We start from the raw sequence: 26,425 nt of genomic DNA, 5'->3' as shown, positions 1-26,425 counted from the left end.
ATTACAATTAATTTTCGATAGCACTTTTTAAAAAACTAACACATTCTTCTCGGTCATGAATCACTTTTAAGTTTATCAACTCATAAGAAATAGGTTGATAAAGTTTCAATTCTTTATTCTCATATATACGATGATTCAATCCATAATGTTCAAGAACATCATAAATACGCGAATTTTGAGATTTCTCGTCTGTATCTTGAAAACGTTTCAAAGCAATAAAATCTTTCTGCAAATTGATAGAAAATGCTATCGCATGAAAAGAATCAGTACAAATGAAAGAAGCACAAGACAGCAAACGAACAAATTCCTTAGGCCCAGCAGCATTATATATTTGTGCATAAGGTAATTGCATATATTTATTTTCCAAAGACGGAATAAGAATCACTTTTTCTATACCTAAGTGCTGTTTTATATCCTCCACTTGCTGCTGATACGAAGGATTATTCCCCACAAAATAGCACAAAATGAAACGAGATGGTATTTCAATCTCAATATCAGCCGTCATTGCAAAATCTAACCATTGAGCAGGTGAAAGTAAAAAAGTAGGGTCAACCACTTGAACAATATCAGTTCTACCCAACAATTCACTAATAATGGGAACAGCAGTAGTTTCACGCACACCAATATAACTAAATTTTGCAAGCAACTCCTTCACAATTGATTTATACGCTTCAGGAAAATCCCCCGTACCCATACTCGAAGCATAAGCAACTCTTTTGACATCTCCTGCAAAATCTAAAAAATAGAAAGGAGCAAAACTATGGTAACAATTCCAAATCTGATCACTACCAGTAATAAATGTCTGCGTTTCTTGAAGCAAACATCTATACTGTCTATTAGTATTAATTATCTGATGACAATAATTCTTTTTATTAAACTGACGTATTTTTCTCTGCTTCTTTGAAAAATATTCTCCTTTGATTAACTGTGAACATAAAATTCGACTAAGTTTCAACCATTTATAAATTCTTCCTCGAAAAGTAAGATCACTAGGTGTAAAACTATGAAGTATTGATACATTATACCCCATTTCACTAAGTTTCGAATGTAATGCGTAAGATTGTAAACTTGTACCAAAATTGCCAGTACCAAGCCAAGTAACGATACAAACTTTCATCTATTATTCCTTACTATAAATATGATAGAACTTATTCCTCACAAAATTTACCACCTGCACACGTTCAGACTTCTGTATACCTATAAAAAACATAGATACTAACAGTGATAAAGTACTCCCTCCCCCAACTGATATCAACCGTAAAAATCCTTCATCCATAATATTAATTAGTATTATCGGCAATATAAATGACAATACTGTAACAGGTATGATGCGCCCTATTACCTGCTTCAAGAAAGTATTAATAGGAAAACCAATTTGCTTATTCATAAGAATAAGACGTACATAAACAAGACAAGTGTAAATTACGATATATGTTACATAAGCCGAATATGCAGGCCATCCTAAATAAAATAAAAAATACGAAATAGGAAATACAAGCGATCCTATTAAACTCATATATATATAGTATCTCCGAATATGACCCACGGCTTGGGCAAGAGTTGTTAAAGGAGCTCCCGGAAGATCTACTAATATTCCTAACATTGTCAGTTGCCAAAATACAACTGTTTGCTCCGGAAATTCTTTCAACCATAAATGAAGTATATAATTTGCCTCTAATACAAATGGTATGAAAAAAAAAAGCATTAAACAATATGAGTATTTAGCTCCTTGGCGTACCGTAGAAAAACAAATATCAAGATTATTATCTGCATAAGTTTTAATAATCTGGGGATTAAGTGCCGTAGTAAAATTATTAACAAATTGCCGAACTGCATTTCCTGCCTGATTAGCGATTCCACGAGCTGTATTAATAGTTATTCCAAAAAAAAGATTAGATAGAATATCCACCCCATTCGTATTAAACAGATAAGCACCTGTCCCTAAGAAATTCCACCCAGCAAAACCTAACATATTCTTCAACAATGATTTGTTCAACACAAACACATATCTACACTCTGTGAATTTATGTGTGCAATACCAACCATAGATCAGACGTATCAATAATGAAGCTAAGGCAAGAAGAAATGCATAAAAAATCAATTTATCAATAGGTGATATAAACAATAAATAAACAACACTTAATTTCAATGACGCTTCTAATAAAGATATATATGCAAACACATCCATCTTTTCATAGGCTACAATTAAAGCATTATATGGCAAACTTATTAGATTAACAACAAATGTAAATAACGAAAACTGCATCACCCAATTTGCAGCGTATAGTCTATCCGATGGAATGTTCAATTGATAATTTAAAAACCATACACCTACTAATTCTACCAATAAGACTATTATAAGAGAAATTATTATTTGTATATTAAGGCTCATGGAAAAGACAGCACGTAACCTTTCCATATTATGGCATCCTAATTCAAATGTGATATAACGCGTAATGGAATTTGATAGTGATGCAGAAAAAACAGAAAACATCACAACAAACCCTCCAACCACATTATAAATACCATAATCTTCTATTCCTAATACATCTAAAATTACTCTTGATGTATATAAACCAACACACATAACTATAATTGTGCGTACATATAATAATAGCGTATTTTTAACTAACCGTTTATTATTATGATTTTCCATACATTAATTCCTCTAAATGTCTTCCGCCAAATACAATCAATAATCCAACTTAATACGCATTCTTCTCCCCCACAATCACATTCGCCACAGTCTTATAAATGATATATATGTCAAGCAGCATTGTCCAATGCTCCATATACCAAATATCAGCCTTTACGCGTTCCTCCATCTGTGAAAGTTCTTTCGTTTCACCGCGAAACCCATGCGTCTGTGCCCAACCAGTTACCCCTGGCTGAATGAAATGCCGCACCATATATTTATCAATTAAATGAGCATAAGTCTCCGTATGAGCCAACATATGAGGACGTGGGCCAACTATCGACATTTCACCCTTAAAGACATTGATAAACTGGGGAAGTTCGTCAATATTGGAACGGCGGAGGAAGTTACCGAATTTCGTTTTACGAGGGTCGTCAACCGTAGCCTGTTTGCTGTCGGCTTCATCGTTCACCTTCATCGAACGGAATTTGTAACACATGAAATCCACACCGTTCAGCCCCGTACGCATTTGTTTAAAGAATATAGGACCGGGAGAGGTCAGCTTTATGATAGTTCCGACAATGAGATAGACGAAGGGGAAAACGGTAACTAAAAAAATACCGGAGACTACAATGTCAAAGATACGTTTCAAAATACGGTTCTCCAACTTACTCAATGGTTCGTAACGCAAATTCAGAATCGGCATATTGCCAACCATACTGTGCCAAATGCGACGAGGAAAACCTTTGCAAACATTCGGTACACCATGAAAATAGAGCAAGTGGTTCTCGCAATAATTCATAATGGAAAAATTGTAGCGTCCCTCTTCCATTGACAAAGAGCAGAAAATATGCTTAACCCTCGGATGGGCGGACATAAATTCCGAAAAACCTTCAGGGTCGCCTAAATAGGTGCATTTCGACGAAAGATTTTCATCTGGTTTTATATCAAAATAGCCCACAACTTCGTACAATGAAGAAGCCAAAGAATTCTCCATCTCTTCATGCAAAACCTGCATATTATTGCCACCACCTATAAATACGGCATAACGTTTGTGTTTACCCTTAGCACAATAGGCTATCAGCACCTCGCGGATAATAACGCGATAAATGCTTAATACCAAAAAGAGTAAAAAGAAATAGGCAACAAAGAAAAGGAGAGAATAGATGGTGATTCCACTAAAGGTCATGACACACGCCCAAAAGATAGAAAAAGCCATCATATTCTGCAACACACGCAACACGAGTTGGTCAGGACGAATTCCCCGACTGTCCCATACTCTTCCACGTGATCCGGAACAGGCTAAATAACACAGGCTTAACGCTGTTATCATCCACGAGACTCTACAGGAAAAAGGCAACGAATGAAAAGTTTCTTCCCAAAGGAACAGGAGAAAGAACAAACACAAATTCAGAATGATCAAATCTCCTAAAACGGCAATAAATTCTATAAATTTATTGATTTGGCTGGTTGTTGATACCATATCATATTAGATTTTGATTTTAGGCACATACTTCTTTCAGTTTCTTCAGCATATCTTCGCCGAATAACTTCCAAGAGACAACAATACAAACAGATAGGAAAACAAAAACTAAAACATATATTTTTTTGCTGATTCCCGAAGGTTTCAGCGGAACAACAGCAGGTTCTACAACGGCAAACACAGGTTTCTCTTCCTGCACTTTGGCACGGGCAACCTGAAGTTGACTGGCAACCTGACTATACACCTGGTATGCAAGGCTCATGTCGTTCTGCAAACGTTCCTGCTCGGTGCGGACACTCTGCAAAATTAGATTATCATGAGAGTCTATATAAGCAGCATATTTCTTCTGCGCTGCGTAATATTCCTGCTGACGTTCTTTAAACAGTTTCTCAAGATAAAGACAATCCTCTTTGGCCTTGAAAGTACGATAATCGATGATGTATTCCTGCAACTTCTTAACTACAGAATCGGCCACAACAGCAGCAACCTTCGGATGCTGTAAAGTTACAGAAACGGTAGTCATAGAGGTTTTCTTATCTACAGAAGCGGTAATCTTTTTCTTTAATGATTCGAGCTTCTGAAACTTCTTTTTAGATAATTCGATTGTGCCCCGACTTGCTTTAGCTAACAAGACGGAATCCTCCTTTTCTTCAATAAACAAAGATTTCACACCATCAATTACCATACCGGGAAGTCCGACAACATACTCCCACCACGGAGAAGATTCTTCATCCAAATAAGAACTTAAGGATATCTCCTCACCCTCCAATACTGGAACTTTCATATCGGAAAGTTCCAGCAAAAAAGGAGTAGAAGATACAATATCAGCAGACAAAGAAGCATTTAAAGCATCAGTAACATCTCCCATAGCAACTCCACTTCCTAAAAAGGATGCAGCCAAACCGGATAAACCACCTTCTTTATTACCCATTTCAGGAGAAAGGGTGACTTCGACCGTGTACTGTTTAGGAATACTTATCGCAACGACAACACCAATCAACAAACCGATACCGGCAGCTTTGTAAATTTTCTTACGAATAGCGATAACCTTGCGAAGAAGCTCCATCAAATCGATTTCCACATCTTCATCCGCATACATATCCTGTCGTTGTTTTATCTCTTTGTCAGATGTTTGTTCCATCAAAGTAGCCATAATAAAGATATTCGTTATTTCTTGATTAAATTAGCAATAGAGGCAATCATCATACCCAATGAACTGAAGGAGGTGGCATATCCCAAGATATCACCCATGTTAGTACGTCTCTTCGATTTATTGGGAACGATAATTTCACAACCGGGTTCAATTTGTTTCTTGCCACTGCCTTTTACCTTCGTGACCTGTCCATTCATATAAACGATGAATTTCTTGCTCTTTCTGGCATTATCAGAACAACCACCCGCCTGGTTCAAATAGTAATCGATGTTCTTGCCTGCTACGTAAGTAACAGTATTCGGTACCATAACCGCACCGTTGATTTTAATCGTATTGGTACTCTTGGGAATAAAGACTACATCACCCTCGCGCAAGATAATATCTGCCGTACTGCCCGGATGCTGCAAGGCTTTCTCCAAGTCGATACCGACTGTAAAATGGTTTTCCACACGAATATCCAAAGAATCCATCATTGCCTCGCCCAACTGGCGGCTCATCAAACGGACTACATCTTCCATACGTTCCTTCTCGCCTTCAGTGGCTACACGGGTCAGTTTGGCACCACGCAGGTAGGCGTTTTTAGTGAAACCACCGGCTTTACGAATCAAATCCGAAAGGCGCTCCGCACGGTTGGTCATCGCGTAAGAGCCTTCAAAAAGAATTTCACCTTCGACAGATACGTTCTGTTGCGGTTGATAGCCCGGACTGCGACGCACATAGACTTCATCATAAGGTTGCAAAATGAAACCCGGTGTACCGTCAACAACAAAGCCCTCTTTCAAAGAGAAAGTATATGTTTGGCCGATGGTATCATTATCCATTGTACTACGAGGATTCCGGATTCTGCGGGATACATCCACACGAACAACAGAAGCAGCTTCGCGCAATCCGCCCGCCTGAATAATCAAATCTTCAAGAGTCATGTTATCCGCATAAGGATAGGAATCCGGTTTGGCCACTTCGCCGTGAATGATGACATTACCTCTATCTTCCAGGTCATGAATGCTGGGAATATAAAGGATGTCGTTTTTCATCAGAATAACGTTTGGCGAGGTACCATCCATGATGGATTTGATGTCTACAGGAACAACTGTAGTGGTAAGGTCTTCACGCTGACGATAAAGAACGGCACGATTCAGAAAGGCGTCACCAGTGAGTCCCTGGGCTTCGTTCACCAGTTCACGGACGGTATTCAGTTTTCCGGTCAACTGGTAGATACCGGGACGGTAAACGGCACCACGGACTTCAAGTTTATTGGTGAAACGGTTAAGGATGGCCTCGGCGGTCACGACATCGCCGTTTCGCATTTCATAGACACTATAATCAAAATCCTTTACCGTATTTACTTCATACTCCTGACCGTTCTGACGCACGATGCGCAAAGAACGGGTATAGGCATCGGCATCAAAACCTCCGGCATAAGTGATAAGAGTGGAGAGTTTTTCGTCTTTCTTCATCTCAAAGCGCATCGGGCGTTTTACTTTTCCGTCAATCTTGACCAAGATATCATAAGCAGGAACAATCACGACATCGCCTTCCTGAAGGCGGATATCATCTTGAATGTTGCCTTTCATAATAAACTGATAAACATCGACCGTGGCAATGTTCTTACCGTTACGTACCAGTTGTACATTACGCAAACTGCCTATGTCACTGACTCCACCTGCACGATAAAGCGCATGAAAGACTGTGGAAAAAGAAGAAAGCGAATAAGTACCGGGCTGGACAACTTCACCCATCACATTAATCTGAATGGTACGTATGCTACCCAAAGTCAAACGAATGTCGGAGGTGGGATCGTCCGCATTATCCAGTCCATTGTATATTTTGTTTAATGTTCTTTTAAGATAATCATTGGCTTCGGCAATGGTCATACCGTTCAAATTGACGGGACCTACCTTTTGGATATTAATGGTGCCATCGGGAGATATCCGTTGGCGAATGGTGTTCTGACTGGCGCCCCAAATATCGATAATCACTTCATCACCGGGTCCGAGACGGTAATTTAAAGGAGTAGCGATATTGACACTGGGTTCAAAAGTCAGGTTACGTGTATTGAAGATGTTTCTTCCGAAAACCTCGTTGCCCCGCGCAAGGTCTTGAATATTCGGTTGGTCTTCAAGCATATTGGAAGTGTCTTCCTTCATTTCTTCACGAAGGCGCGATTCGTTGACCTCCGTACCCGTAGAGTTTGAGCCATTGACGTTGTTCTGTTGCTCATAAAGCTGTTTCACACGCATAGCCTGCTCTTTAGTGACACCTTTACGGGCTAATTCAGAAGCCAACTGTTTTTGTTCTTTCCCTTGTCTGATTCCCTCTTTGACATATTCCAACACTTGGGAATCGCTCATGTTTTGAGCAGTCACAGGTGTGGCGCGCAACACCGACAAAAGGATGAGCGCTCCCATTAGTTTTCGTATTTTCATTGATTAATTTTGAATGTTAATTCAATCGATAATGCTAAACCGGCTCCACACATCCTGCCGGAATATCTACACAGGCACATCCTAACATTTTGAGTCGGACTGCAACTTTTGATTTCCCATTTATTTCGACCAATTCCCCTTCCAATCCTGTCAACGGTCCTTTTATCACACGTATTTTTTTCCCCGACACCAACGGCGACGTACTCATACTAATCGTTTCGTCCGAATAGTCGAGCATAAATTTAAAACGCGACATCTGCTGGTCGGGAATCACAGCCGGAGTACTCTCCCCACGCAGTACCATATAGCGGCTGATTGCAGATAAGGTTAACACTTCTTTTTGTTCGTATGGGTCAACGTGGACAAAAATCATCATCGGGAGTATAACCCGGTCGACAACTTTGCGACGGTCGCTCCATTTATGAATTTCTTGTTGAACAGGAAGGAAATTTTCAATGCCCATTTTAGTGAGGCGCTCACTTGTTTTTTTCTCATGACATACACGCACAATGGCGACTAACCAGCGTTTAGAGTGCGCTACGCTTCTGCCAATCACATCTGTTGGCAGAACTTTTTGATCGTCATTTTTGCTAATGATCATATTTTTACCCCATGCTTTTTTCATTGCAAGTTAAGCAATGAAATAATTCCTGCTGCAAAGATAGATAAAAAATTCAATAAGAAACAAGAGATAGAGGCTTTCTTTTTTAAAAGTAAGTTGTTATTTACAAGCACAATCCTATATCATGCAGGTTACAGGACATATAGATTGTACAAGTCAGATATATAGATGCTGGGAGTTGGGCATATATACGCTGGAAGTTGGATATATATATCCTGCGATTCAGTTATATAGCGAGAGGAAATGGCAAATAATGTTTTTTAAACAAGGGAATAAAAAAAGAGGCTGAATAACTTTTTATCGTCAAACAGCCTCCTACTCTTATTTTATCAGAATTCCCCCGAATTCATCTACCATTTATAATTAATACCGAAACTGAGCAATTCTTTCAACTGAAAGTAACTATCACCTTCGGTCGGTTTTGAGCTATCATCAAAACGGGTATGTACATAAAGTTTAGTGGAGAGATAACGGTTCAGCACGAAGTTGAAAGTATTTTCCCATTCAACACGTGCCCAATGATAGTTGGTCAGATAGTTGAGACGGGACTCCAATGTTACGGCAGAGATAATAGTCCAATTGAAAGTTGACTGCAACTGTGAACCGAAATCATTCTTTGAGCACTTTCCCTTCTCCAAACCGAACTTGGTTTCGTCCACTTCCGAACTGCCGATATAGCGTAAGTTATAAGTCAACGGCGCCATAAAGACGGAAAGGTTGAATTTCTTCTTGCTCAACTTGTAGTCCATACCGACACTGACCGCTAAATCTGCCGGCGACATAAATGTGGAAACCAAATCTTCACTATTCGCCTTATAGCCATTGAAGAACTGAGTCTTAAACTCCGAGGAGATGGTATAATACCAATTTTTAAAAGCCCGCAGACCTAATTTGTTATACAAACGAAGCTGGTCGGTGTTAAACAGATATTTATGACATTCGTCGGATGGAGTGGATGTCATACCCACTTTGGCTTCAAGCTGGTTCTCAAACAGGACTTTTTCATTGTCATTATAATTGGCGAAAACCTGAAAGGTTGCCAAACCGGAGAAGTTGCTTTCACCTCCCTTGTACCAGTTGTCCGAAAGGTGGTTCTGGCTGATTTGCAACGAACCGCTACCACCTGTCACCCACCAGTTGGGACGGCTGATTTTCATATTCGCCTGACCTACATTGTCATTCATATCTTCCCGTTGGAACAGATGGACAACACTGGCTTTTGGAGAAATCTTCGGCTTCACATCGCGACGAAAGACATCACGGCTCATGATACGGTCTTCCGTAGTGACTACCAATTGTGGGTTGTGCAAATAAAGATCCATCAAGGCGTTGTTCACCATCACATTGACGCGCTGAGTCTTGGTAAACGCCAATGTATCATACGGAAGAAGTTCGGCAGTCAGTTGAGGAATCGTGTCCGGCAGTACGGATTTCCATTCCAACTTTGAATATTGCTCCATCGGGGCATAATAATAGGCCAACGGAGTAAACAGACGGAAATAGTCAGGGTCTGACGGAATGTAGCGCGCCGGTACAGACAAATCATTCAGATAATCCAACTGCGCAATATACTTATTATATAAATAGGAAACCGTATCCAACTTCGGAGTCGGACCTGACATATCAAGTTTGAGCATTAAATATTTTTGAAGTTCTGCCGAAAGGGTATCGGCTTTCATTGTTTTGTTCTTTGCCACAACTTTCGAGGATTCGACCGCCTTTAAAGGTTTGACCACCGTAGGGACAGATTGCACCGAGTCGGCCAGCTGTACGGAATCATCGACAAGTTCCTGCGCGGAAAGCGGTAATGACAACAGTGACAGGATAAAAGCTGAACATAAAGTAGTAATTCTCATCATATTTGTCTATGGTTTAGGCTGCAAAGCTACATTATTTTGTTCAGAAATCATAGGAATCTTTTAAAATTGCATTTTTTAATAAATTTGTAGAGGGCAAAAACTGCGTACTTCCTCTTTTTTTTATACTTTTGCGCTTTTTAAGTTTATAAGAAAACTACTAAGTAAACAATTTTAAAACAGTTATAGCTGTGGGAGAAACAAAGTATATTTTCGTCACCGGTGGCGTTGCCTCTTCTTTGGGAAAAGGTATCATTTCGTCCTCCATCGGTAAATTGCTGCAAGCAAGAGGTTATAATGTAACCATCCAAAAGTTTGACCCGTACATCAACATTGACCCGGGAACATTGAATCCTTACGAGCACGGAGAGTGCTACGTAACCGTAGACGGTCATGAAGCCGACCTCGACTTAGGACACTATGAACGTTTCTTAGGTATCCAAACGACAAAGGCAAACAATATTACTACGGGACGTATCTACAAAAGCGTTATCGACAAAGAACGTCGTGGAGACTACTTGGGCAAGACAATCCAGGTGATTCCACATATCACGGATGAAATTAAACGGAATGTAAAGCTGTTGGGCAACAAATACAAGTTCGATTTTGTGATTACTGAAATCGGCGGTACGGTAGGCGACATCGAATCCCTCCCCTACCTCGAAAGCATCCGTCAGTTGAAATGGGAACTCGGCAAGAACGCTCTTTGCGTGCATCTGACTTACGTTCCTTATCTTGCTGCTGCCGGAGAATTGAAAACGAAACCGACCCAACACTCTGTGAAGGAACTGCAAAGTGTAGGTATCCAGCCGGACGTATTGGTGTTGCGTGCCGAACATCCGTTAAGCGACGGACTGCGCAGAAAGGTTGCACAATTCTGCAACGTAGACAACAAAGCCGTAGTACAGTCTATTGACGCAGAAACTATCTACGAAGTACCTCTGTTGATGCAGGCACAAGGGTTGGACAGCACCATCCTTGAAAAAATGGGTTTGCCCGTAGGAGAAACTCCGGGACTCGGTCCGTGGCGTAAATTCTTGGAACGCCGTCACGCTGCAAAAGCGAAAGAACCGGTCAATATTGCATTGGTTGGAAAATATGATTTACAGGATGCTTATAAATCAATCCGCGAGGCTTTATCACAAGCCGGTACTTACAACGACCGCAAAGTGGAAGTTCATTTCGTGAACAGCGAAAAACTGACTGACGAGAATGTGGGCGAGGCACTGAAAGGTATGGCGGGCGTCATGATTGGTCCGGGATTCGGCCAACGTGGTATCGACGGCAAGTTTGTAGCCATCAAATATGCACGTACGCATGATATCCCAACTTTCGGTATCTGTTTAGGTATGCAATGCATCGCCATCGAATTTGCACGCAACGTATTGGGATATGAAGATGCCAACTCACGCGAAATGGACGAAAAGACTCCGCACAACGTGATAGACATCATGGAAGAGCAGAAAGCCATCACGAATATGGGCGGCACGATGCGTCTGGGTGCATACGAATGCGTATTGCAGAAAGACTCCAAAGCTTACCAGGCTTACGGACAAGAGCACATCCAAGAACGTCACCGCCACCGCTATGAGTTCAACAATGACTACAAAGAACAATACGAGGCTGCCGGTATGAAATGTACAGGTATCAACCCGGAATCGGACTTGGTGGAAATTGTAGAAATCCCGACATTGAAATGGTTTGTCGGAACGCAATTCCATCCGGAATACGGCAGTACGGTATTGAACCCGCACCCGTTGTTCGTAGCGTTTGTGAAAGCAGCTATCGAAAACGAAAAAACAACGGTGAACGAGTAACGGCACACGGTAACAAACCGATAGTCTGTAATTTTATAATTTGTAATTAAAAATAAGTAATGGATAAAAATACCATCACAGGTTTCGTTCTGATAGGCATATTATTGATAGGATTCAGCATTTACAGCCGTCCGAGCAAGGAACAGTTAGCTGCACAGCAGAGATACTACGATTCGATTGCCATCGTACAACAGCAGGAGGAAGCGTTGAAAGCGAAAACGGAAGCCGCACTGGCAAGCAGCAGAAAAGAGAATGCTGCATCGGCCACCGACTCTTCCGCACTGTTTTTCAATGCTATGCATGGAACCGATAGCAAAGTCAGCATCCGGAACAATGTAGCAGAAATCACTTTCACCACCAAAGGAGGACGTGTGTATTCGGCAATGCTGAAAGACTACATGGCACAGGACAAGCAAACTCCGGTTATGCTGTTCGACGGTAACGATGCTTCGATGAACTTCAACTTCTACAACAAGGAAGGTGCCATACAAACAAAGGATTATTTCTTTGAAGTTGTAAACAAGACGGATAGCAGTGTTACTATGCGCTTAGCTGCGGACAGTGACAGCTACATCGACTTCATCTACACGTTGAACCCCGACAGCTACCTGATGAACTTTGAAATCAAAGCAACAGGTATGGCAAACAAATTGGCAGGTACCAACTATGTAGACATCGACTGGTCGCAACGCGCCCGCCAGCAGGAAAAAGGATTCACTTACGAAAACCGTTTGTCCGAGCTGACTTACAAGGTTACAGGAGACGACGTAGATAATCTCTCAGCCTCCAAGAATGATGAGAAAAAACTGGAAAAGCACATCGATTGGATAGCTTTCAAGAACCAGTTCTTCTCGTCTGTTTTCATTGCCGAACAGACCTTCGACAAAGTGTCTCTCAAATCGGTCATGGAACAGCAGGGAAGCGGATATATCAAGGATTATGCAGCCGAAATGAACACCTTCTTCGACCCGACAGGCAGCGAACCGACAAAGATGCATTTCTATTTCGGCCCGAACCACTTCAAGACACTGAAAGCCTTAGATAAAGGCCGCGACGAGAAATGGGAACTCCACCGTCTGGTTTACTTAGGCTGGCCGCTGGTTCGTTGGATTAACCAGTTTATCACAATCAACGTATTCGACTGGTTGTCGGGCTGGGGACTGAGCATGGGTATCGTATTGCTGATTCTGACCATCATCGTGAAAGTCGTGGTTTACCCGGCTACGTGGAAAACTTATATGTCTTCCGCCAAGATGCGTGTGTTGAAACCGAAAATCGATGTCATCAACAAGAAATATCCGAAACAGGAAGATGCAATGAAAAAACAGCAGGAAATCATGAGCCTTTACAGCCAGTATGGGGTAAGCCCGATGGGAGGCTGTCTGCCGATGTTATTGCAGTTTCCTATTCTGATGGCTTTGTTCATGTTCGTGCCGAGTGCCATCGAGTTGCGCCAACAGAGTTTCTTGTGGGCCGACGACCTTTCGACCTATGACGCGTTCATCACATTCCCGTTCCATATTCCGTTCTTGGGCGACCACATCAGCTTGTTCTGTCTGCTGATGACGGTGACCAACATCCTGAACACGAAGTACACCATGTCGATGCAGGATAACGGTTCGCAACCACAGATGGCTGCCATGAAATGGATGATGTATCTGATGCCGCTTATGTTCCTGTTTGTCCTGAACGACTATCCTTCGGGGTTGAACTACTACTACTTCGTGTCGACCTTGATTAGCGTAGGTACGATGATTCTGCTTCGTAAAACAACTGACGAAACCAAACTGTTGGCCATTCTCGAAGCGAACAAGAAAGACCCGAAACAAATGAAAAAGACCGGATTTGCTGCCCGCCTGGAAGCGATGCAAAAGCAACAGGAGCTATTGCAACAGCAAAGACAGAATAAGAAATAAGGAATACATCCTATACATTCTGAGAAAGCCGGACATCCTATCGGGGTTGCCCGGCTTTCTTTCTATAAAACAAAGTACGATGAAAACCAAATATACTTATAAACAAATATGGACCATCGCCTACCCCATCCTAATCAGCCTGATTATGGAGCAGTTGATAGGTATGACCGACACCGCCTTTCTCGGACGGGTGGGCGAGATTGAGTTAGGAGCGTCCGCCATCGCCGGCGTTTATTACCTTGCCATCTTTATGTTGGCTTTCGGCTTCAGCATCGGAGCACAAATATTGATTGCCCGTCGCAACGGCGAAGGAAACTACAAAGAGATAGGGCTTATCTTCTATCAAGGCATCTACTTCCTGCTGACGGTGGCAGTCGCCCTATTCACGCTGTCCGTAGTCTTCTCGCCGTATATATTGAAGAACATCATTTCTTCACCACACATCTACGATGCGGCCGAGAGTTATATACATTGGAGGGTTTACGGATTCTTCTTCTCGTTTGTCGGAGTAATGTTCCGCGCGTTCTTTGTGGGCACTACGCAAACCAAGACACTGACACTGAACTCCATTGTAATGGTGCTCTCGAACGTAGTATTCAACTACATCCTGATATTCGGCAAGTTCGGCTTCCCGCAACTGGGCATTGCCGGTGCCGCAATCGGTTCTTCGCTTGCCGAAATGGTTTCGATGATTTTCTTTATCATCTACACATGGAAGCGAATCGACTGCAAGAAATACGCATTGAATACACTCCCCCGGCTGCGTATGCAGATGTTGAAACGCATTCTCAACATTTCCGTCTGGACGATGATTCAGAACTTCGTTTCCCTCTCTACCTGGTTTATGTTCTTTCTCTTCGTCGAACATTTGGGAGAGCGGTCGCTGGCCATTGCCAACATCATCCGCAATGTATCGGGAATTCCGTTTATGATTGCAATGGCCTTTGCTTCCACTTGCGGCTCACTGGTCAGCAACCTTATCGGTGCGGGCGAACAGGACTGCGTACGGGGAACCATCAGACAGCATATCCGCATCGGATATATGCTCGTTACACCGATATTGTTCTTTTTCAGTCTGTTTCCCGATTGGATACTGAGCATTTATACGGACATACCGGAATTGAGGGAGGCTTCCGTTCATTCGCTTTGGGTGCTGTGTGCCGCCTATGTGGTGTTAGTCCCTGCCAATGTATATTTCCAGTCGGTATCAGGAACAGGAAATACGCGGACTGCATTGGCAATGGAACTTTGCGTATTGGCTATCTACATCGCCTATTCGGCCTATTTCATCCTCTACCTGCGGATGGATGTCGCCTTTGCCTGGACAACAGAAAGCGTGTACGGCTTCTTCATACTCATCTTCTGCTGCCAATATATGAGAAAAGGAAATTGGCGGCAAAAGAGAATCTAATCGGACAGCCTTGTCATCTTTATGGTGCCTAAAGACAAGTAAAATCGTTTTATTATCGTATATTTGTCCGATTATTCCAACAGAAAAACTACTAAACAATGATTTAAGAATATGAGACAAGCTAATTTATTTATGATGTCAGCAGCAATGTTGTTAGCAGCCTGCGGAGAAACCAAAGAGGCAGGCAAGACGGAGCAGGTACTTATCAAGAAATTGGACATTAAGATTGAAGAGAAGCGCATGACTCCCGAAGCGCTTTGGGCAATGGGACGCATCGGCGGCTTTTCGGTATCGCCCGACGGAAAGAAGATTGTGTACACGGTAGCTTACTACAGCGTACCCGAAAACAAGAGCAACCGCGAAGTCTTTGTGATGAACGCAGACGGAAGCGATAACCAGCAAATTACCCATACACCCTATCAGGAGAATGAGGTGACATGGATTAAAGGAGGAACCAAACTCGCCTTCTTAAGTAACGACAACGGAAGCAGCCAGCTTTATGAGATGAATCCCGACGGAAGCGGCCGCAAACAACTGACCAACTACGACGGCGACATCGAAGGATACGCCATCTCGCCCGACGGAAAGAAACTCCTGTTCATTTCGCAGGTAAAGACGAAAGAAAGCACAGCCGACAAACATCCGGACTTGCCCAAAGCAACCGGTATCATCGTGACCGACCTGATGTACAAACACTGGGACGAATGGGTGACGACCGCTCCGCATCCGTTCGTTGCCGATTTTGACGGTAACGGCGGCCTTTCCAATATCGTGGATATCCTGGAAGGCGAACCGTACGAAAGCCCGATGAAGCCCTGGGGCGGCATCGAACAGCTTGCCTGGAACACGACTTCGGACAAGATAGCCTACACCTGCCGTAAGAAAACAGGACTCGAATATGCCGTTTCTACCAATTCGGACATTTACATCTACGACCTCAACACCAAGAAAACGGAAAACATCACCGAGGAGAACAAGGGATACGACACAAATCCCCAATATTCGCCCGACGGCAAGTATATCGCCTGGCAAAGCATGGAACGCGACGGTTATGAAGCCGACCTGAACCGTCTGTTCGTCATGAATCTGGAGACGGGAGAGAAACGTTTTGTCAGCAAAGCATTCGAATCGAATGTGGATGCTTTCGTATGGAGCGAAGATGCCAAGAGCATCTATTTCACGGGAGTATGGCACGGAGAATCACACATTTATGCGCTGGATTTGGCGAACGATTCAGTAAAAGCGATTACTTCGGGAATGTACGACTACGAAGGTGTGGCGCTTTTCGGAGACAAGTTGCTTGCGAAACGCCATTCGATGAGTATGGGCGATGAAATTTACGCAGTGGCCTTAGACGGTACGAGCACTCAGTTGACACAGGAGAACAAACAGATTTACGACCAACTGGAAATGGGTAAAGTGGAAGGCCGCTGGATGAAGACAACAGACGGAAAACAGATGTTGACATGGGTGATTTATCCTCCCCAATTTGACCCGAACAAGAAATATCCTACCCTGCTATTCTGCGAGGGCGGTCCGCAGAGTCCGGTCAGCCAGTTCTGGTCTTACCGTTGGAACTTCCAGATTATGGCAGCCAACGATTATATCATCGTTGCTCCCAACCGTCGCGGTTTGCCGGGATTCGGCGTAGAATGGAACGAACAGATTAGCGGTGACTACGGCGGCCAGTGCATGAAAGACTATTTCACGGCCATTGACGAGATAGCGAAAGAACCGTACGTAGACAAAGACCGTTTGGGATGCGTAGGCGCCAGTTTCGGAGGTTTCTCCGTATATTGGTTGGCAGGCCACCACGACAAACGCTTCAAAGCCTTCATCGCTCACGACGGTATCTTCAACATGGAGATGCAATACCTGGAAACCGAAGAGAAATGGTTTGCCAACTGGGATATGGGCGGCGCATACTGGGAAAAACAGAATCCGGTGGCACAGCGCACTTTCGCCAACTCTCCTCACCTTTTCGTTGACAAATGGGATACTCCGATTCTTTGCATTCACGGAGAGAAAGATTACCGCATCCTCGCCAATCAGGCAATGGCTGCTTTCGACGCTGCCGTGATGCGCGGCGTGCCTGCCGAACTGCTGGTTTACCCCGACGAAAACCATTGGGTACTGAAACCTCAAAACGGGGTTCTGTGGCAACGCACATTCTTTGAATGGTTGGACAAATGGGTGAAGAAAGCACCTGTGAAGTAAACCTCCGGCCCATACGGCCTACACCTTGACAGGTAAAAACAGCGAAGGCTCCGTACTCAATCGTGCATTGAGTTCGGAGCCTTCTGCATGGATGCAGGTCTGGTCGTTTTTAATGAACAATCGACCGCTCTCCTCCCCTCAAACGACCCGCAATAAACGTCTCCTTTATCGGAGATAAACTTCTCGGAAAGTAACGGCAATCTTTTGTTTTACCAATTACAAACTATAAATGCAAGTTTCATTTTTATAAACGCAACCTTCGTTTTTATAAATGAAGCCTTCGTTTATAAAAACGAAGATTGCGTTTATAGTTTATAAGTAACCGGCCAGAACTTTATATATAAAAAATAGGTTGTTTGCCATTAAGCGACAGTAACTTTATTACCAATGCTTTACAGGCAAACAACCCATCGTTGACACACATTTCTATGTTATCGCTATTGTTGTCGCGAAGTTGATTCCGGTTAAGAACAGTGCCAGCCGTGCAAATACGGCAGATGCCAGCCAAAAGCCGGAAGGTTGAGAATGATGATACCGGCGGCCAATATCCACAGAATCAGCAGCGACCATTTCAAGCCTGCCCCCATCGGCGACCAATGGAACAAACGGCGAAGAATGGTATAAAGGAAACCTCCCAACGGAATGCCAAGCAAAGCGACTGCGGAAATCGTACTCAGCAGTGTCATGACGGGAGACAGGGAAGCAGCCATCGGAATGCAACCAACAGCCGGCAGCATCTCGTAAAAGAATGCACCGCCACTGACCGCAACCACAACCCCAGCAAACACCAAAGCCACCAACGCTACCGCAAGCACAAACAGCACAGGGCAACAGATTATCACCAAAGCTACCAGGAATATCTTAAAGAGAACGGCTGCAATGGAGACAAACACATCACCTACCTTCTGAAGAAACGTGCGGGGTTTGCCCGAATTCATATAATTATTGACTCCATCTGCCACCCGCTCGAAACCGTCGGTCACCGTTTTGCCGATATTTTCAATGGTCACCGCTTCTCCGCGCATACTCAGCTTTTCGGCGGCCGTATGGGCCTCCGGAATGACAATCCATCCGATAAGGTAAAGGATAATCATCGGGCAGTAAGGGATAAAGACCAGAATAATCATCAAGATACGCACCAAAGTAATATCCCAGCCAAAATAAGCAGCCAATCCTGCTGCTATACCCCCGAGCAGTTTATTGTCCGGGTCGCGAAACAAACGTCGCGGAGCAGTGGCGGTACGCGGGCAACCCGGGTCGGCCGAAGCGGTCTGTTCCGCTTTCTTCCGGGCGTCGGCTTCGTCGTCGGCAATCTCGAAATCTTCAGGCTTCCCTACGCGGGCTATGATTTCTTCCACATCCTCCACTGTTACGACTTGCTTGCCCTGCGCTATTTTCTCGGCAAATAATTCGGCAATACGCATTTCAATATCATTTACGATTTCTTCCGCACCTTCCTGTTTGCGAAAGTAATGCTTCAGATTAGACAGGTAATTGTCTAACAAGCGATAGGCATCATCATCTATATGATAGACCGTTCCTCCTAAATTGATGGTCAATGTCTTTTTCATTTTATTTCTTCTTTTTCTAATTATCTATTGGCAATATGATTCACTGTCTCATTCAATTCTTTCCAGGAGATTTCAAGCTCTCCCAAAAAGGCTTCTCCGGCTTCGGTGAGTTTGTAATATTTGCGCGGGGGGCCTTGTGTAGATTCCACCCATTCATAACTCAACAGGTCGTCATTTTTCAGCCGGGTCAACAAGGGATACAAAGTCCCTTCCACTACAATCAGTTGGGCTTCTTTCAATTTCTGAATGATGTCGGAAGCATAAGAAGGCTCCTTATGCAGTAAAAGCATGATGCAATATTCAAGCATACCTTTCCTCATTTGAGATTTTACATTGTCTACTTTCATTGTTCTCTTCTTTTGTATGGCACAAATATATGTATTACTTTAGTACCTTGCATTACAAAGTACTATAAATTAATAATAATTAAAAGTTTAGAGAGCGTACACCTTATTATAAAAAGAAATAATAGCTATATTTGCGCGCGTTAAACCACAAAAAGAAAATACATATGTTCAGTATTCGAAAAGCAACGGTTGCCGATTGCGAACTTATCAACCGGATGGCAAAGGAAGTTTTTCCCGCCACTTACAAGGAAATCATCTCTTCCGAACAATTAGACTATATGATGGATTGGATGTATGCTCCCCGGAATATTCTCAAGCAAATGGAAGAAGAGGGACACATCTATTTCATCGCCTATAAGGACAATGAAGTATGCGGATATGTCTCCGTACAGCAACAGGAGAAGGATGTCTTCCATCTTCAGAAGATTTATGTCCTCCCCCGCTTTCAAGGCGCACACTGCGGCACTTTCTTATTCAGAGAAGCGATAAGGTATATCAAAGAGGTGCATCCGGAACCTTGCCTGATGGAGCTGAATGTGAATCGTCACAACAAGGCCTTGCTGTTTTACGAACACATGGGTATGAGGAAGCTGAGAGAAGGTGATTTCCCGATTGGAAACGGATATTACATGAATGACTATATCATGGGATTGGACATCTGATACAAAAAAGGCTTGCAACCTACGCTGCAAGCCTTTTTTGTATGATTACATCCGGGCAAATACCCGCTATACATTAAGCTACTTTTTCGAGTTTCTTCATGATTGTGAACATGAACAGTGCCGAAACAAGGCACAATACGATGAATACACACCATACCTGCCACAACGGCAATGAAGTACCCCACAGGAATGAACCGACAGCAGTCAGCATATTACCGATGGCAGTAGCCACAAACCAGCCACCCATCATCATACCTTTGTATTTAGGAGGAGCCACTTTCGATACAAAGGAAATACCCATCGGAGAAAGCAGCAATTCGCCGAATGTCAATATCAGATAAGTTGAAATCAACCAGTTGGGAGAAACAAACGTAGCAGTGCCCGCTGCTGTGGCAGCAGCCTGCTCACCCGAGCTGGGCAGACCCAACGAACCGACAGCCATAATCAAGAAACCGACAGCAGCTACCAACATACCCAAAGCAATCTTACGCGGAGCCGAAGGTTCTTTACCTTTTTTAGCCAGGAAGCCAAACAAAGCGATAGACACTGGAGTCAAAGCTACCACAAAGCAGGGATTGAATTGCTGGAAAATAGGAGCCGATACAGCTATGGATTCGGGCAATACGCTGTATTTATAAATCAAACCGCCCACGGCAGCCAAAATGACAAGGGTCGAAACGGCTTTGCCTTTGCTTGTCTTGCTTTGTACCAAAGAGAAAAGAGCATACACAATGAATATGCAAAGCAACAGATTGGTTACATCGAAAGCCATACTCTCCAATCCGGTAGAGCTCTTCGCCGTAAACTCATCGGCAAACATGGTCAAAGTCAAACCGTTCTGATGGAAAGCCATCCAAAAGAATATCACTACCGCAAACACCAGACACAATGCCACAATACGTTCTTTGGTTTCGGCAGCAGAAATCTCCTGTCCGCCAGCCTGTTCTGTCTTGCCGGCAGCCTTGCTTCCTCCTTCTACATGACGGAATGTGCTACGGAAAAAATAATAAATGGCAATAGAAACAATAAGCGATACACAAGCTACTGCAAATGCAAAATGGTAAGAGTCGCTTTCGCTCACTCCCCACGCATTCTGGGCATACTTCATAATTTCCACAGCTGCCGTCGGAGCAAAAAGCGCACCGATATTGATTGCCATATAAAAGATAGAGAAAGCGGAATCACGTTTTGCAGCATACTCCGGCGAATCATACAGATTGCCTACCATTACTTGCAGATTGCCCTTGAACAAACCTGTTCCGCAACTAATCAGCAACAAAGCGGCTCCCATACCGGCCACCGCAGCCGCACCCGTACCCAAAGGTAAGGAAAGAAATAAATAACCCAGGAACATAATAATAATACCAATGGTCACCATTTTACCATAGCCGAACTTATCTGCCATGATACCACCCACGAAGGGAAGGAAATAAACCAGCCCCAGGAAAGTACCGTAAATAGTACCTGCCACTTCGGGCGAGAAACCAAAGTTCGCTTTCAAAAACAATACAAACACTGCCAACATGGTATAGTAGCCAAAACGTTCGCCCGTGTTAGCCAAGGCCAAAGCGTATAGCCCTTTCGGTTGTCCTTCAAACATATAAAAATTACATTAAGATTAATAAAAATTGATATTTCCTGCAAATATATACTTTTTTTAATTCATTCAAAGAATATGCGGTCATATTTACTCCATAGAGCCTACAATTTATTCCTCAAACAAACGACATATTTCCGCTTTCGCTTCACGAATCAAATCCGACGGAGCCAATTTTAACTGAAGTCCCCTTACACCGGCACTTACAAAAACGGATGAAAAATGCAGGCAGGTTTCGTGTATATAAGTAGGAAAATGCTTTTTCATGCCGATAGGAGAACAGCCGCCACGGATGTAGCCGGTAAGCGGCAGAAGTTCTTTCACAGGTATGAGGTCACACTTCTTATTACCGGAAGCCTTAGCTGCCAATTTCAAATCGACTTCGTGTTCGCCCGGAATGACACAGACAAAATAACCGCTTTTGTCGCCGTGCAGAACCAGCGTCTTGAATACCTGTTCTATGTTCTCACCCAAACTGGCTGCCACATGAATGGCACTCAGATCGTTTTCGTCTACCTCATAAGGAATCAGTTCGTAGGTTACTTTTGCCTTGTCCAACAACCGTGCGGCATTCGTTTTATTGATTTTCATTTTTGTTGTATTTTTAAAGGTGAGATAAGTCACAATTCTTCGCGAAGAAACTTAGGTGTATATCCCTTATGGCTCTTCGCAACCTCTTCAGGTGTACCGTAACTCAGGAGTTCCCCCCCACCCTTACCACCTTCAGGGCCCATATCAATGATGTAATCCGCCATTTTTATCACGTCCAGGTTATGCTCAATGACAATAACCGTATTGCCTTTGTCCACAAGTTTGTTCAGCACGCCCATCAGTACCCGTATATCTTCGAAATGGAGTCCGGTGGTCGGTTCGTCAAGGATATAAAGAGTTTTGCCCGTATCTCTTTTCGAAAGCTCTGTTGCCAGTTTCACACGTTGGCTCTCACCGCCGGACAAAGTAGTGGACGATTGTCCCAACTTGATATATCCCAAGCCTACATCTTGCAGTACTTTGATTTTATTGAGAATTTGCGGCACGTTTTCAAAAAATTCCACGGCACGGTTGATGGTCATGTCAAGTACGTCGGCAATGGACTTGCCTTTGAAGCGGACTTCCAACGTCTCGCGGTTGTAACGCTTGCCGTGACAGACTTCACAAGGCACATATACGTCGGGAAGGAAATTCATTTCAATGGTCTTATAACCGTTTCCCGCACAGGCTTCGCAGCGACCGCCCGCAACATTAAAAGAGAAACGGCCCGGTTTATAGCCACGAATTTTCGCTTCCGGCAATCCTACAAACAGGTTACGAATGTCTGAGAACACTCCGGTATATGTAGCCGGATTGGAACGCGGCGTACGCCCGAGCGGCGACTGGTCGACATTCACTATTTTATCTATATTTTCCAGTCCTTCGATAGCATCGTACTCCAATGGGTCTTGTAACGAACGGTAGAACTTCTGCGAAAGAATGGGTTGCAATGTCTCATTAATCAAGGTGGACTTTCCGCTTCCCGACACTCCGGTTACACAAATCAACTTCCCTAACGGAAACTCGACAGTCACATTTTTGAGGTTATTACCTTTTGCCCCTTTCAGGCAGATTGATTTTCCGTTTCCCTGCCTGCGTTCGGCGGGGACTTCTATCTTCATCTTACCGTTCAAGTACTGGGAAGTCATCGTTTCGGTCTTCAGCATCTCCTGGGGCGTTCCAGCAAAGACCACTTCCCCACCCAAACGACCGGCTTTCGGACCCATATCAATGACGTAATCGGCAGCCAACATCATGTCTTTGTCATGTTCCACTACAATGACGGAGTTGCCCATATCGCGAAGTTCCTTCAATGAATTGATAAGACGCAAATTATCCCGTTGATGCAGACCGATACTCGGCTCGTCAAGAATATAAAGCACATTCACCAACTGGGAGCCTATCTGTGTGGCAAGACGAATACGCTGGCTCTCTCCACCGGAAAGACTGACCGAACTGCGGTTTAACGCCAAATAGTCCAGACCGACATCCAACAGGAATTTCAAACGCGTACGAATCTCTTTCAGAATCTCTGCGGAGATTTTCTTCTGTTTATCGGAAAGAAACTCATCGACTTTCATCAGCCAGTCATATAGTTCGCTGATGTCCATATTTGCTAATTCATTGATATTTTTATCGTGAATACGGAAATGAAGTGCTTCCTTATTCAAACGAGCTCCTTTACATTCGGGACAGACAGTGGCTTTGGCAAATTGTTCCGCCCATTTCTGCGCCGTGGCGGAAGCGTCTTTCTCTTGCAACATCTGAATGTACTTCACAACGCCCTCGTAAGTAACGAAATAGTCGGAAGAAGTACCGATCAAGGAACTCTTGATTTTAATCCGTTCATCAGAACCATATAGAATTTCGTCAATCGCATCGTCTGGCAATGCTTTCACCGGAGTTTTCAATGTCGCATCATACTTTTCAAGCAACGCGCCTATTTGCCAGAAAATCATAGCATTCTTATATTTGCCCAAAGGGGCTACGGCGCCTTCATAAATAGAGAGTTCACGGTCGGGAATTACCTTGTCTACATCAATTTGATTGACTATCCCCAACCCCTTACACTTCGGGCACGCTCCCTGCGGAGAGTTGAACGAGAAATTATGAGGGGCCGGTTCACGGTAAGACAATCCGGTGACCGGACACATAAGACGTTTACTATAATGACGGGTACTTTCGGATTGGGCATCTAAAATCATCATCAGGCCGTCTCCTTGACGCATGGCAGTTGCCACACTCTGTTTCAGACGGCGGTCATCCTTTTCCGCCACCACCAATTTATCAATAACGACTTCAATATCATGACTTTTATAACGGTCGAGTTTCATTCCATGAGTTATCTCACGCACTTCACCGTCCACCCGTACATACAAATATCCTTTTTTGCGTACCTGCTCGAACAGTTCCCTGTAGTGTCCCTTACGTGCACGCACCAAAGGAGCAAGAAGATATATTTTCTTTCCCTTGTAATCTTTCAGAATCAGGTTCAGAATCTGTTCTTCCGTATATTTCACCATCTCCTCGCCGGAAAGGTATGAATAGGCCACTCCCGCGCGGGCATAGAGCAGACGGAGATAATCGTATATCTCAGTTGTTGTTCCCACGGTCGAACGCGGATTTTTGTTCGTTGTTTTCTGTTCAATGGAAATCACCGGACTCAAACCGGTTATTTTATCGACATCCGGACGTTCCAAGTTACCTAAGAAGTTGCGGGCATAGGCCGAAAAAGTCTCAATATAACGGCGTTGACCTTCTGCAAAAATGGTATCGAAAGCCAAAGAAGATTTACCACTGCCGCTCATTCCGGTGATGACAGTCAGACTGTTGCGGGGTATTTCAGCATCAATATCTTTCAGATTGTGCACACGCGCACCGTACACATTAATATATTCTGTTTCCTGCATATTCATATCTTCCATAAATGCTGCAAATTTAGTGTTTCCACCCGAAATATGCTTCTAAAAAAGCACAATATTATTTTCTTAACTCAAATCTTATGAAGATATAGGGCTTTATTTGTACCTTTGTTGCTTGATTTCAAGAACCAATAGTTATAATTTAATGAAACCGATAAACCGAATATTCTTATTTCTGCTTTTCATAAGCGTTTCATACGTTGTCTGCCGTGCACAGGAGAATCAATCCTATTTCCTGCATACCATTGAAAAAGGACAAAGTTTATATTCCATCGCAAAGATGTACAATGTCACCACATCAGACATCGTCAGTCTGAACCCCGGTTGCGACGAGAAAATCTATGCCGGACAAACCATCAGGATTCCCAAAGGAAAAGACGGCCGGAAAGGAGAAACATTCCATACGATTCAAGCCGGAGAGACATTATACAAACTAACAAGTATGTATAATATATCCGCCAAAGATATCTGCGAAGCCAATCCCGGATTGAGTGCCGAAAATTTCCGTATCGGACAGGTTATCCTGATTCCGCTAAAAAAGGAGGAAAAGCCTGTCGCCGTTCAAACGCCTGTCGAACCTGAAAACATTCAAGGGCCGGTAGTTCCCAGATGCAAAGATATGCACAAGGTGAAACGCAAAGAAACAATTTTCAGCGTGAGCCGTGAATACGGAATTAGCGAACAAGAACTGATTGCCGCCAATCCCGAACTGAAACAGGGAATGAAAAAGGGACAATTTCTTTGTATCCCCTACCCGACGGCAACTACCATGCAACCCACCCCGAAAGAGGACCCTTACGCCATACCGCCCAGCAACAATGAACTTTTCAACCAGAGTAAAGAGGCACCCAAAATGATGACTACCATCAAAGCAGCATTAATATTGCCTTTCTTGGAAGAACAGCGTATGGTGGAATATTATGAAGGTTTCCTTATGGCAGTAGACAGCCTGAAACGCACAGGTACTTCACTCGACTTGTATGTATATGATAGTGGTAAAGAGGTTTCTACATTGAATACGATTCTTGCCAAGAACGAGATGAAAACAATGGATATCATCTTCGGTCCGATGCATCAAAACCAAATAAAAACTTTATCCGACTTCGCGGAAAAAAATAACATCCGCTTAGTAATTCCTTTCTCCAAAAAGGGCGAAGAGGTGTTCAATAATCCTTCCATTTATCAGATTAACACACCGCAATCTTACTTATACTCGGAAGTTTATGAGCATTTCACCCGCCAGTTCCCCAATGTCCACGT

At 43.4% G+C, this 26,425-nt stretch carries 18 protein-coding genes; 6 read left to right on the top strand and 12 right to left on the bottom strand.

What is annotated here, in order from left to right:
• Positions 1-7 precede the first annotated feature (7 nt).
• The 7 genes from QZ331_RS08095 to QZ331_RS08065 all read right to left on the bottom strand — a co-directional run bounded on the left by QZ331_RS08095 (position 8) and on the right by QZ331_RS08065 (position 10,178).
• Positions 8-1,117 (bottom strand): polysaccharide pyruvyl transferase family protein, encoded by a 1,110-nt coding sequence (locus QZ331_RS08095; RefSeq protein WP_294629421.1) that lies wholly within the window; start codon positions 1,115-1,117, stop codon positions 8-10.
• 3 nt (positions 1,118-1,120) lie between these two features.
• Entirely contained in the window at positions 1,121-2,656 is a 1,536-nt protein-coding gene (locus QZ331_RS08090; RefSeq protein ID WP_294629420.1) for an oligosaccharide flippase family protein, read from the bottom strand.
• Positions 2,657-2,705: 49 nt separating this feature from the next.
• Positions 2,706-4,118 (bottom strand): undecaprenyl-phosphate glucose phosphotransferase, encoded by a 1,413-nt coding sequence (locus QZ331_RS08085; RefSeq protein WP_294629419.1) that lies wholly within the window; start codon positions 4,116-4,118, stop codon positions 2,706-2,708.
• A gap of 19 nt (positions 4,119-4,137) precedes the next feature.
• Positions 4,138-5,271 carry a Wzz/FepE/Etk N-terminal domain-containing protein gene (locus QZ331_RS08080; protein WP_294629418.1) on the bottom strand — a complete coding sequence of 378 codons (1,134 nt, stop codon included), beginning with the start codon at positions 5,269-5,271 and terminating at the stop codon, positions 4,138-4,140.
• A 14-nt stretch (positions 5,272-5,285) separates the two neighbouring features.
• Complete coding sequence (locus QZ331_RS08075; protein ID WP_294629417.1) at positions 5,286-7,697, bottom strand: SLBB domain-containing protein; 2,412 nt, start codon at positions 7,695-7,697, stop codon at positions 5,286-5,288.
• 34 nt (positions 7,698-7,731) lie between these two features.
• On the bottom strand, positions 7,732-8,298 hold the full coding sequence (locus QZ331_RS08070) for a UpxY family transcription antiterminator (RefSeq protein WP_294629448.1): 567 nt from the start codon (positions 8,296-8,298) through the stop codon (positions 7,732-7,734).
• Between the two features lie 371 nt (positions 8,299-8,669).
• Complete coding sequence (locus QZ331_RS08065; RefSeq protein WP_294629416.1) at positions 8,670-10,178, bottom strand: DUF3078 domain-containing protein; 1,509 nt, start codon at positions 10,176-10,178, stop codon at positions 8,670-8,672.
• Between the two features lie 188 nt (positions 10,179-10,366).
• Between QZ331_RS08065 and QZ331_RS08060 the strand changes: the two genes are divergently transcribed.
• The 4 genes from QZ331_RS08060 (at position 10,367) to QZ331_RS08045 (ending at position 17,536) form a co-directional block, all read left to right on the top strand.
• Positions 10,367-11,992 (top strand): CTP synthase, encoded by a 1,626-nt coding sequence (locus QZ331_RS08060; RefSeq protein ID WP_294629415.1) that lies wholly within the window; start codon positions 10,367-10,369, stop codon positions 11,990-11,992.
• Positions 11,993-12,051: 59 nt separating this feature from the next.
• Positions 12,052-13,908 carry a membrane protein insertase YidC gene (yidC, locus tag QZ331_RS08055; protein WP_294629414.1) on the top strand — a complete coding sequence of 619 codons (1,857 nt, stop codon included), beginning with the start codon at positions 12,052-12,054 and terminating at the stop codon, positions 13,906-13,908.
• A 79-nt stretch (positions 13,909-13,987) separates the two neighbouring features.
• On the top strand, positions 13,988-15,319 hold the full coding sequence (locus tag QZ331_RS08050) for an MATE family efflux transporter (RefSeq protein WP_294629413.1): 1,332 nt from the start codon (positions 13,988-13,990) through the stop codon (positions 15,317-15,319).
• A gap of 111 nt (positions 15,320-15,430) precedes the next feature.
• On the top strand, positions 15,431-17,536 hold the full coding sequence (locus QZ331_RS08045) for a S9 family peptidase (protein ID WP_294629412.1): 2,106 nt from the start codon (positions 15,431-15,433) through the stop codon (positions 17,534-17,536).
• 464 nt (positions 17,537-18,000) lie between these two features.
• Here the strand turns inward: QZ331_RS08045 and QZ331_RS08040 are convergent, their stop codons facing one another.
• Complete coding sequence (locus tag QZ331_RS08040) at positions 18,001-19,107, bottom strand: PspC domain-containing protein (RefSeq protein ID WP_294629411.1); 1,107 nt, start codon at positions 19,105-19,107, stop codon at positions 18,001-18,003.
• A 20-nt stretch (positions 19,108-19,127) separates the two neighbouring features.
• Positions 19,128-19,454, bottom strand: coding sequence for a PadR family transcriptional regulator (locus QZ331_RS08035; protein ID WP_294629410.1), 327 nt, complete (start codon positions 19,452-19,454; stop codon positions 19,128-19,130).
• A 164-nt stretch (positions 19,455-19,618) separates the two neighbouring features.
• On the opposite strand from QZ331_RS08035, the gene QZ331_RS08030 reads away from it, so the two are divergent.
• Positions 19,619-20,116, top strand: a complete 498-nt coding sequence (locus QZ331_RS08030; RefSeq protein ID WP_294629409.1) for a GNAT family N-acetyltransferase — start codon at positions 19,619-19,621, stop codon at positions 20,114-20,116.
• 73 nt (positions 20,117-20,189) lie between these two features.
• Here the strand turns inward: QZ331_RS08030 and QZ331_RS08025 are convergent, their stop codons facing one another.
• From QZ331_RS08025 to uvrA, 3 genes are all read right to left on the bottom strand, one after another.
• Positions 20,190-21,716: a peptide MFS transporter gene (locus QZ331_RS08025; protein ID WP_294629408.1), complete on the bottom strand. Its 1,527-nt coding sequence runs from the start codon at positions 21,714-21,716 to the stop codon at positions 20,190-20,192.
• Positions 21,717-21,824: 108 nt separating this feature from the next.
• Positions 21,825-22,304 (bottom strand): Cys-tRNA(Pro) deacylase, encoded by a 480-nt coding sequence (gene ybaK / locus QZ331_RS08020; RefSeq protein WP_294629407.1) that lies wholly within the window; start codon positions 22,302-22,304, stop codon positions 21,825-21,827.
• A gap of 29 nt (positions 22,305-22,333) precedes the next feature.
• On the bottom strand, positions 22,334-25,153 hold the full coding sequence (uvrA, locus tag QZ331_RS08015) for an excinuclease ABC subunit UvrA (RefSeq protein WP_294629447.1): 2,820 nt from the start codon (positions 25,151-25,153) through the stop codon (positions 22,334-22,336).
• A gap of 157 nt (positions 25,154-25,310) precedes the next feature.
• Here uvrA and QZ331_RS08010 point away from each other — a divergent pair.
• On the top strand, positions 25,311-26,425 hold a 1,115-nt coding region (locus QZ331_RS08010), incomplete at its 3' end, for a LysM peptidoglycan-binding domain-containing protein (RefSeq protein ID WP_294629406.1).

It is taken from the genome of uncultured Bacteroides sp., from assembly GCF_910586915.1.
Taxonomy (GTDB): domain Bacteria; phylum Bacteroidota; class Bacteroidia; order Bacteroidales; family Bacteroidaceae; genus Bacteroides.
This window is presented reverse-complemented; position numbering and strand designations above follow the sequence as displayed.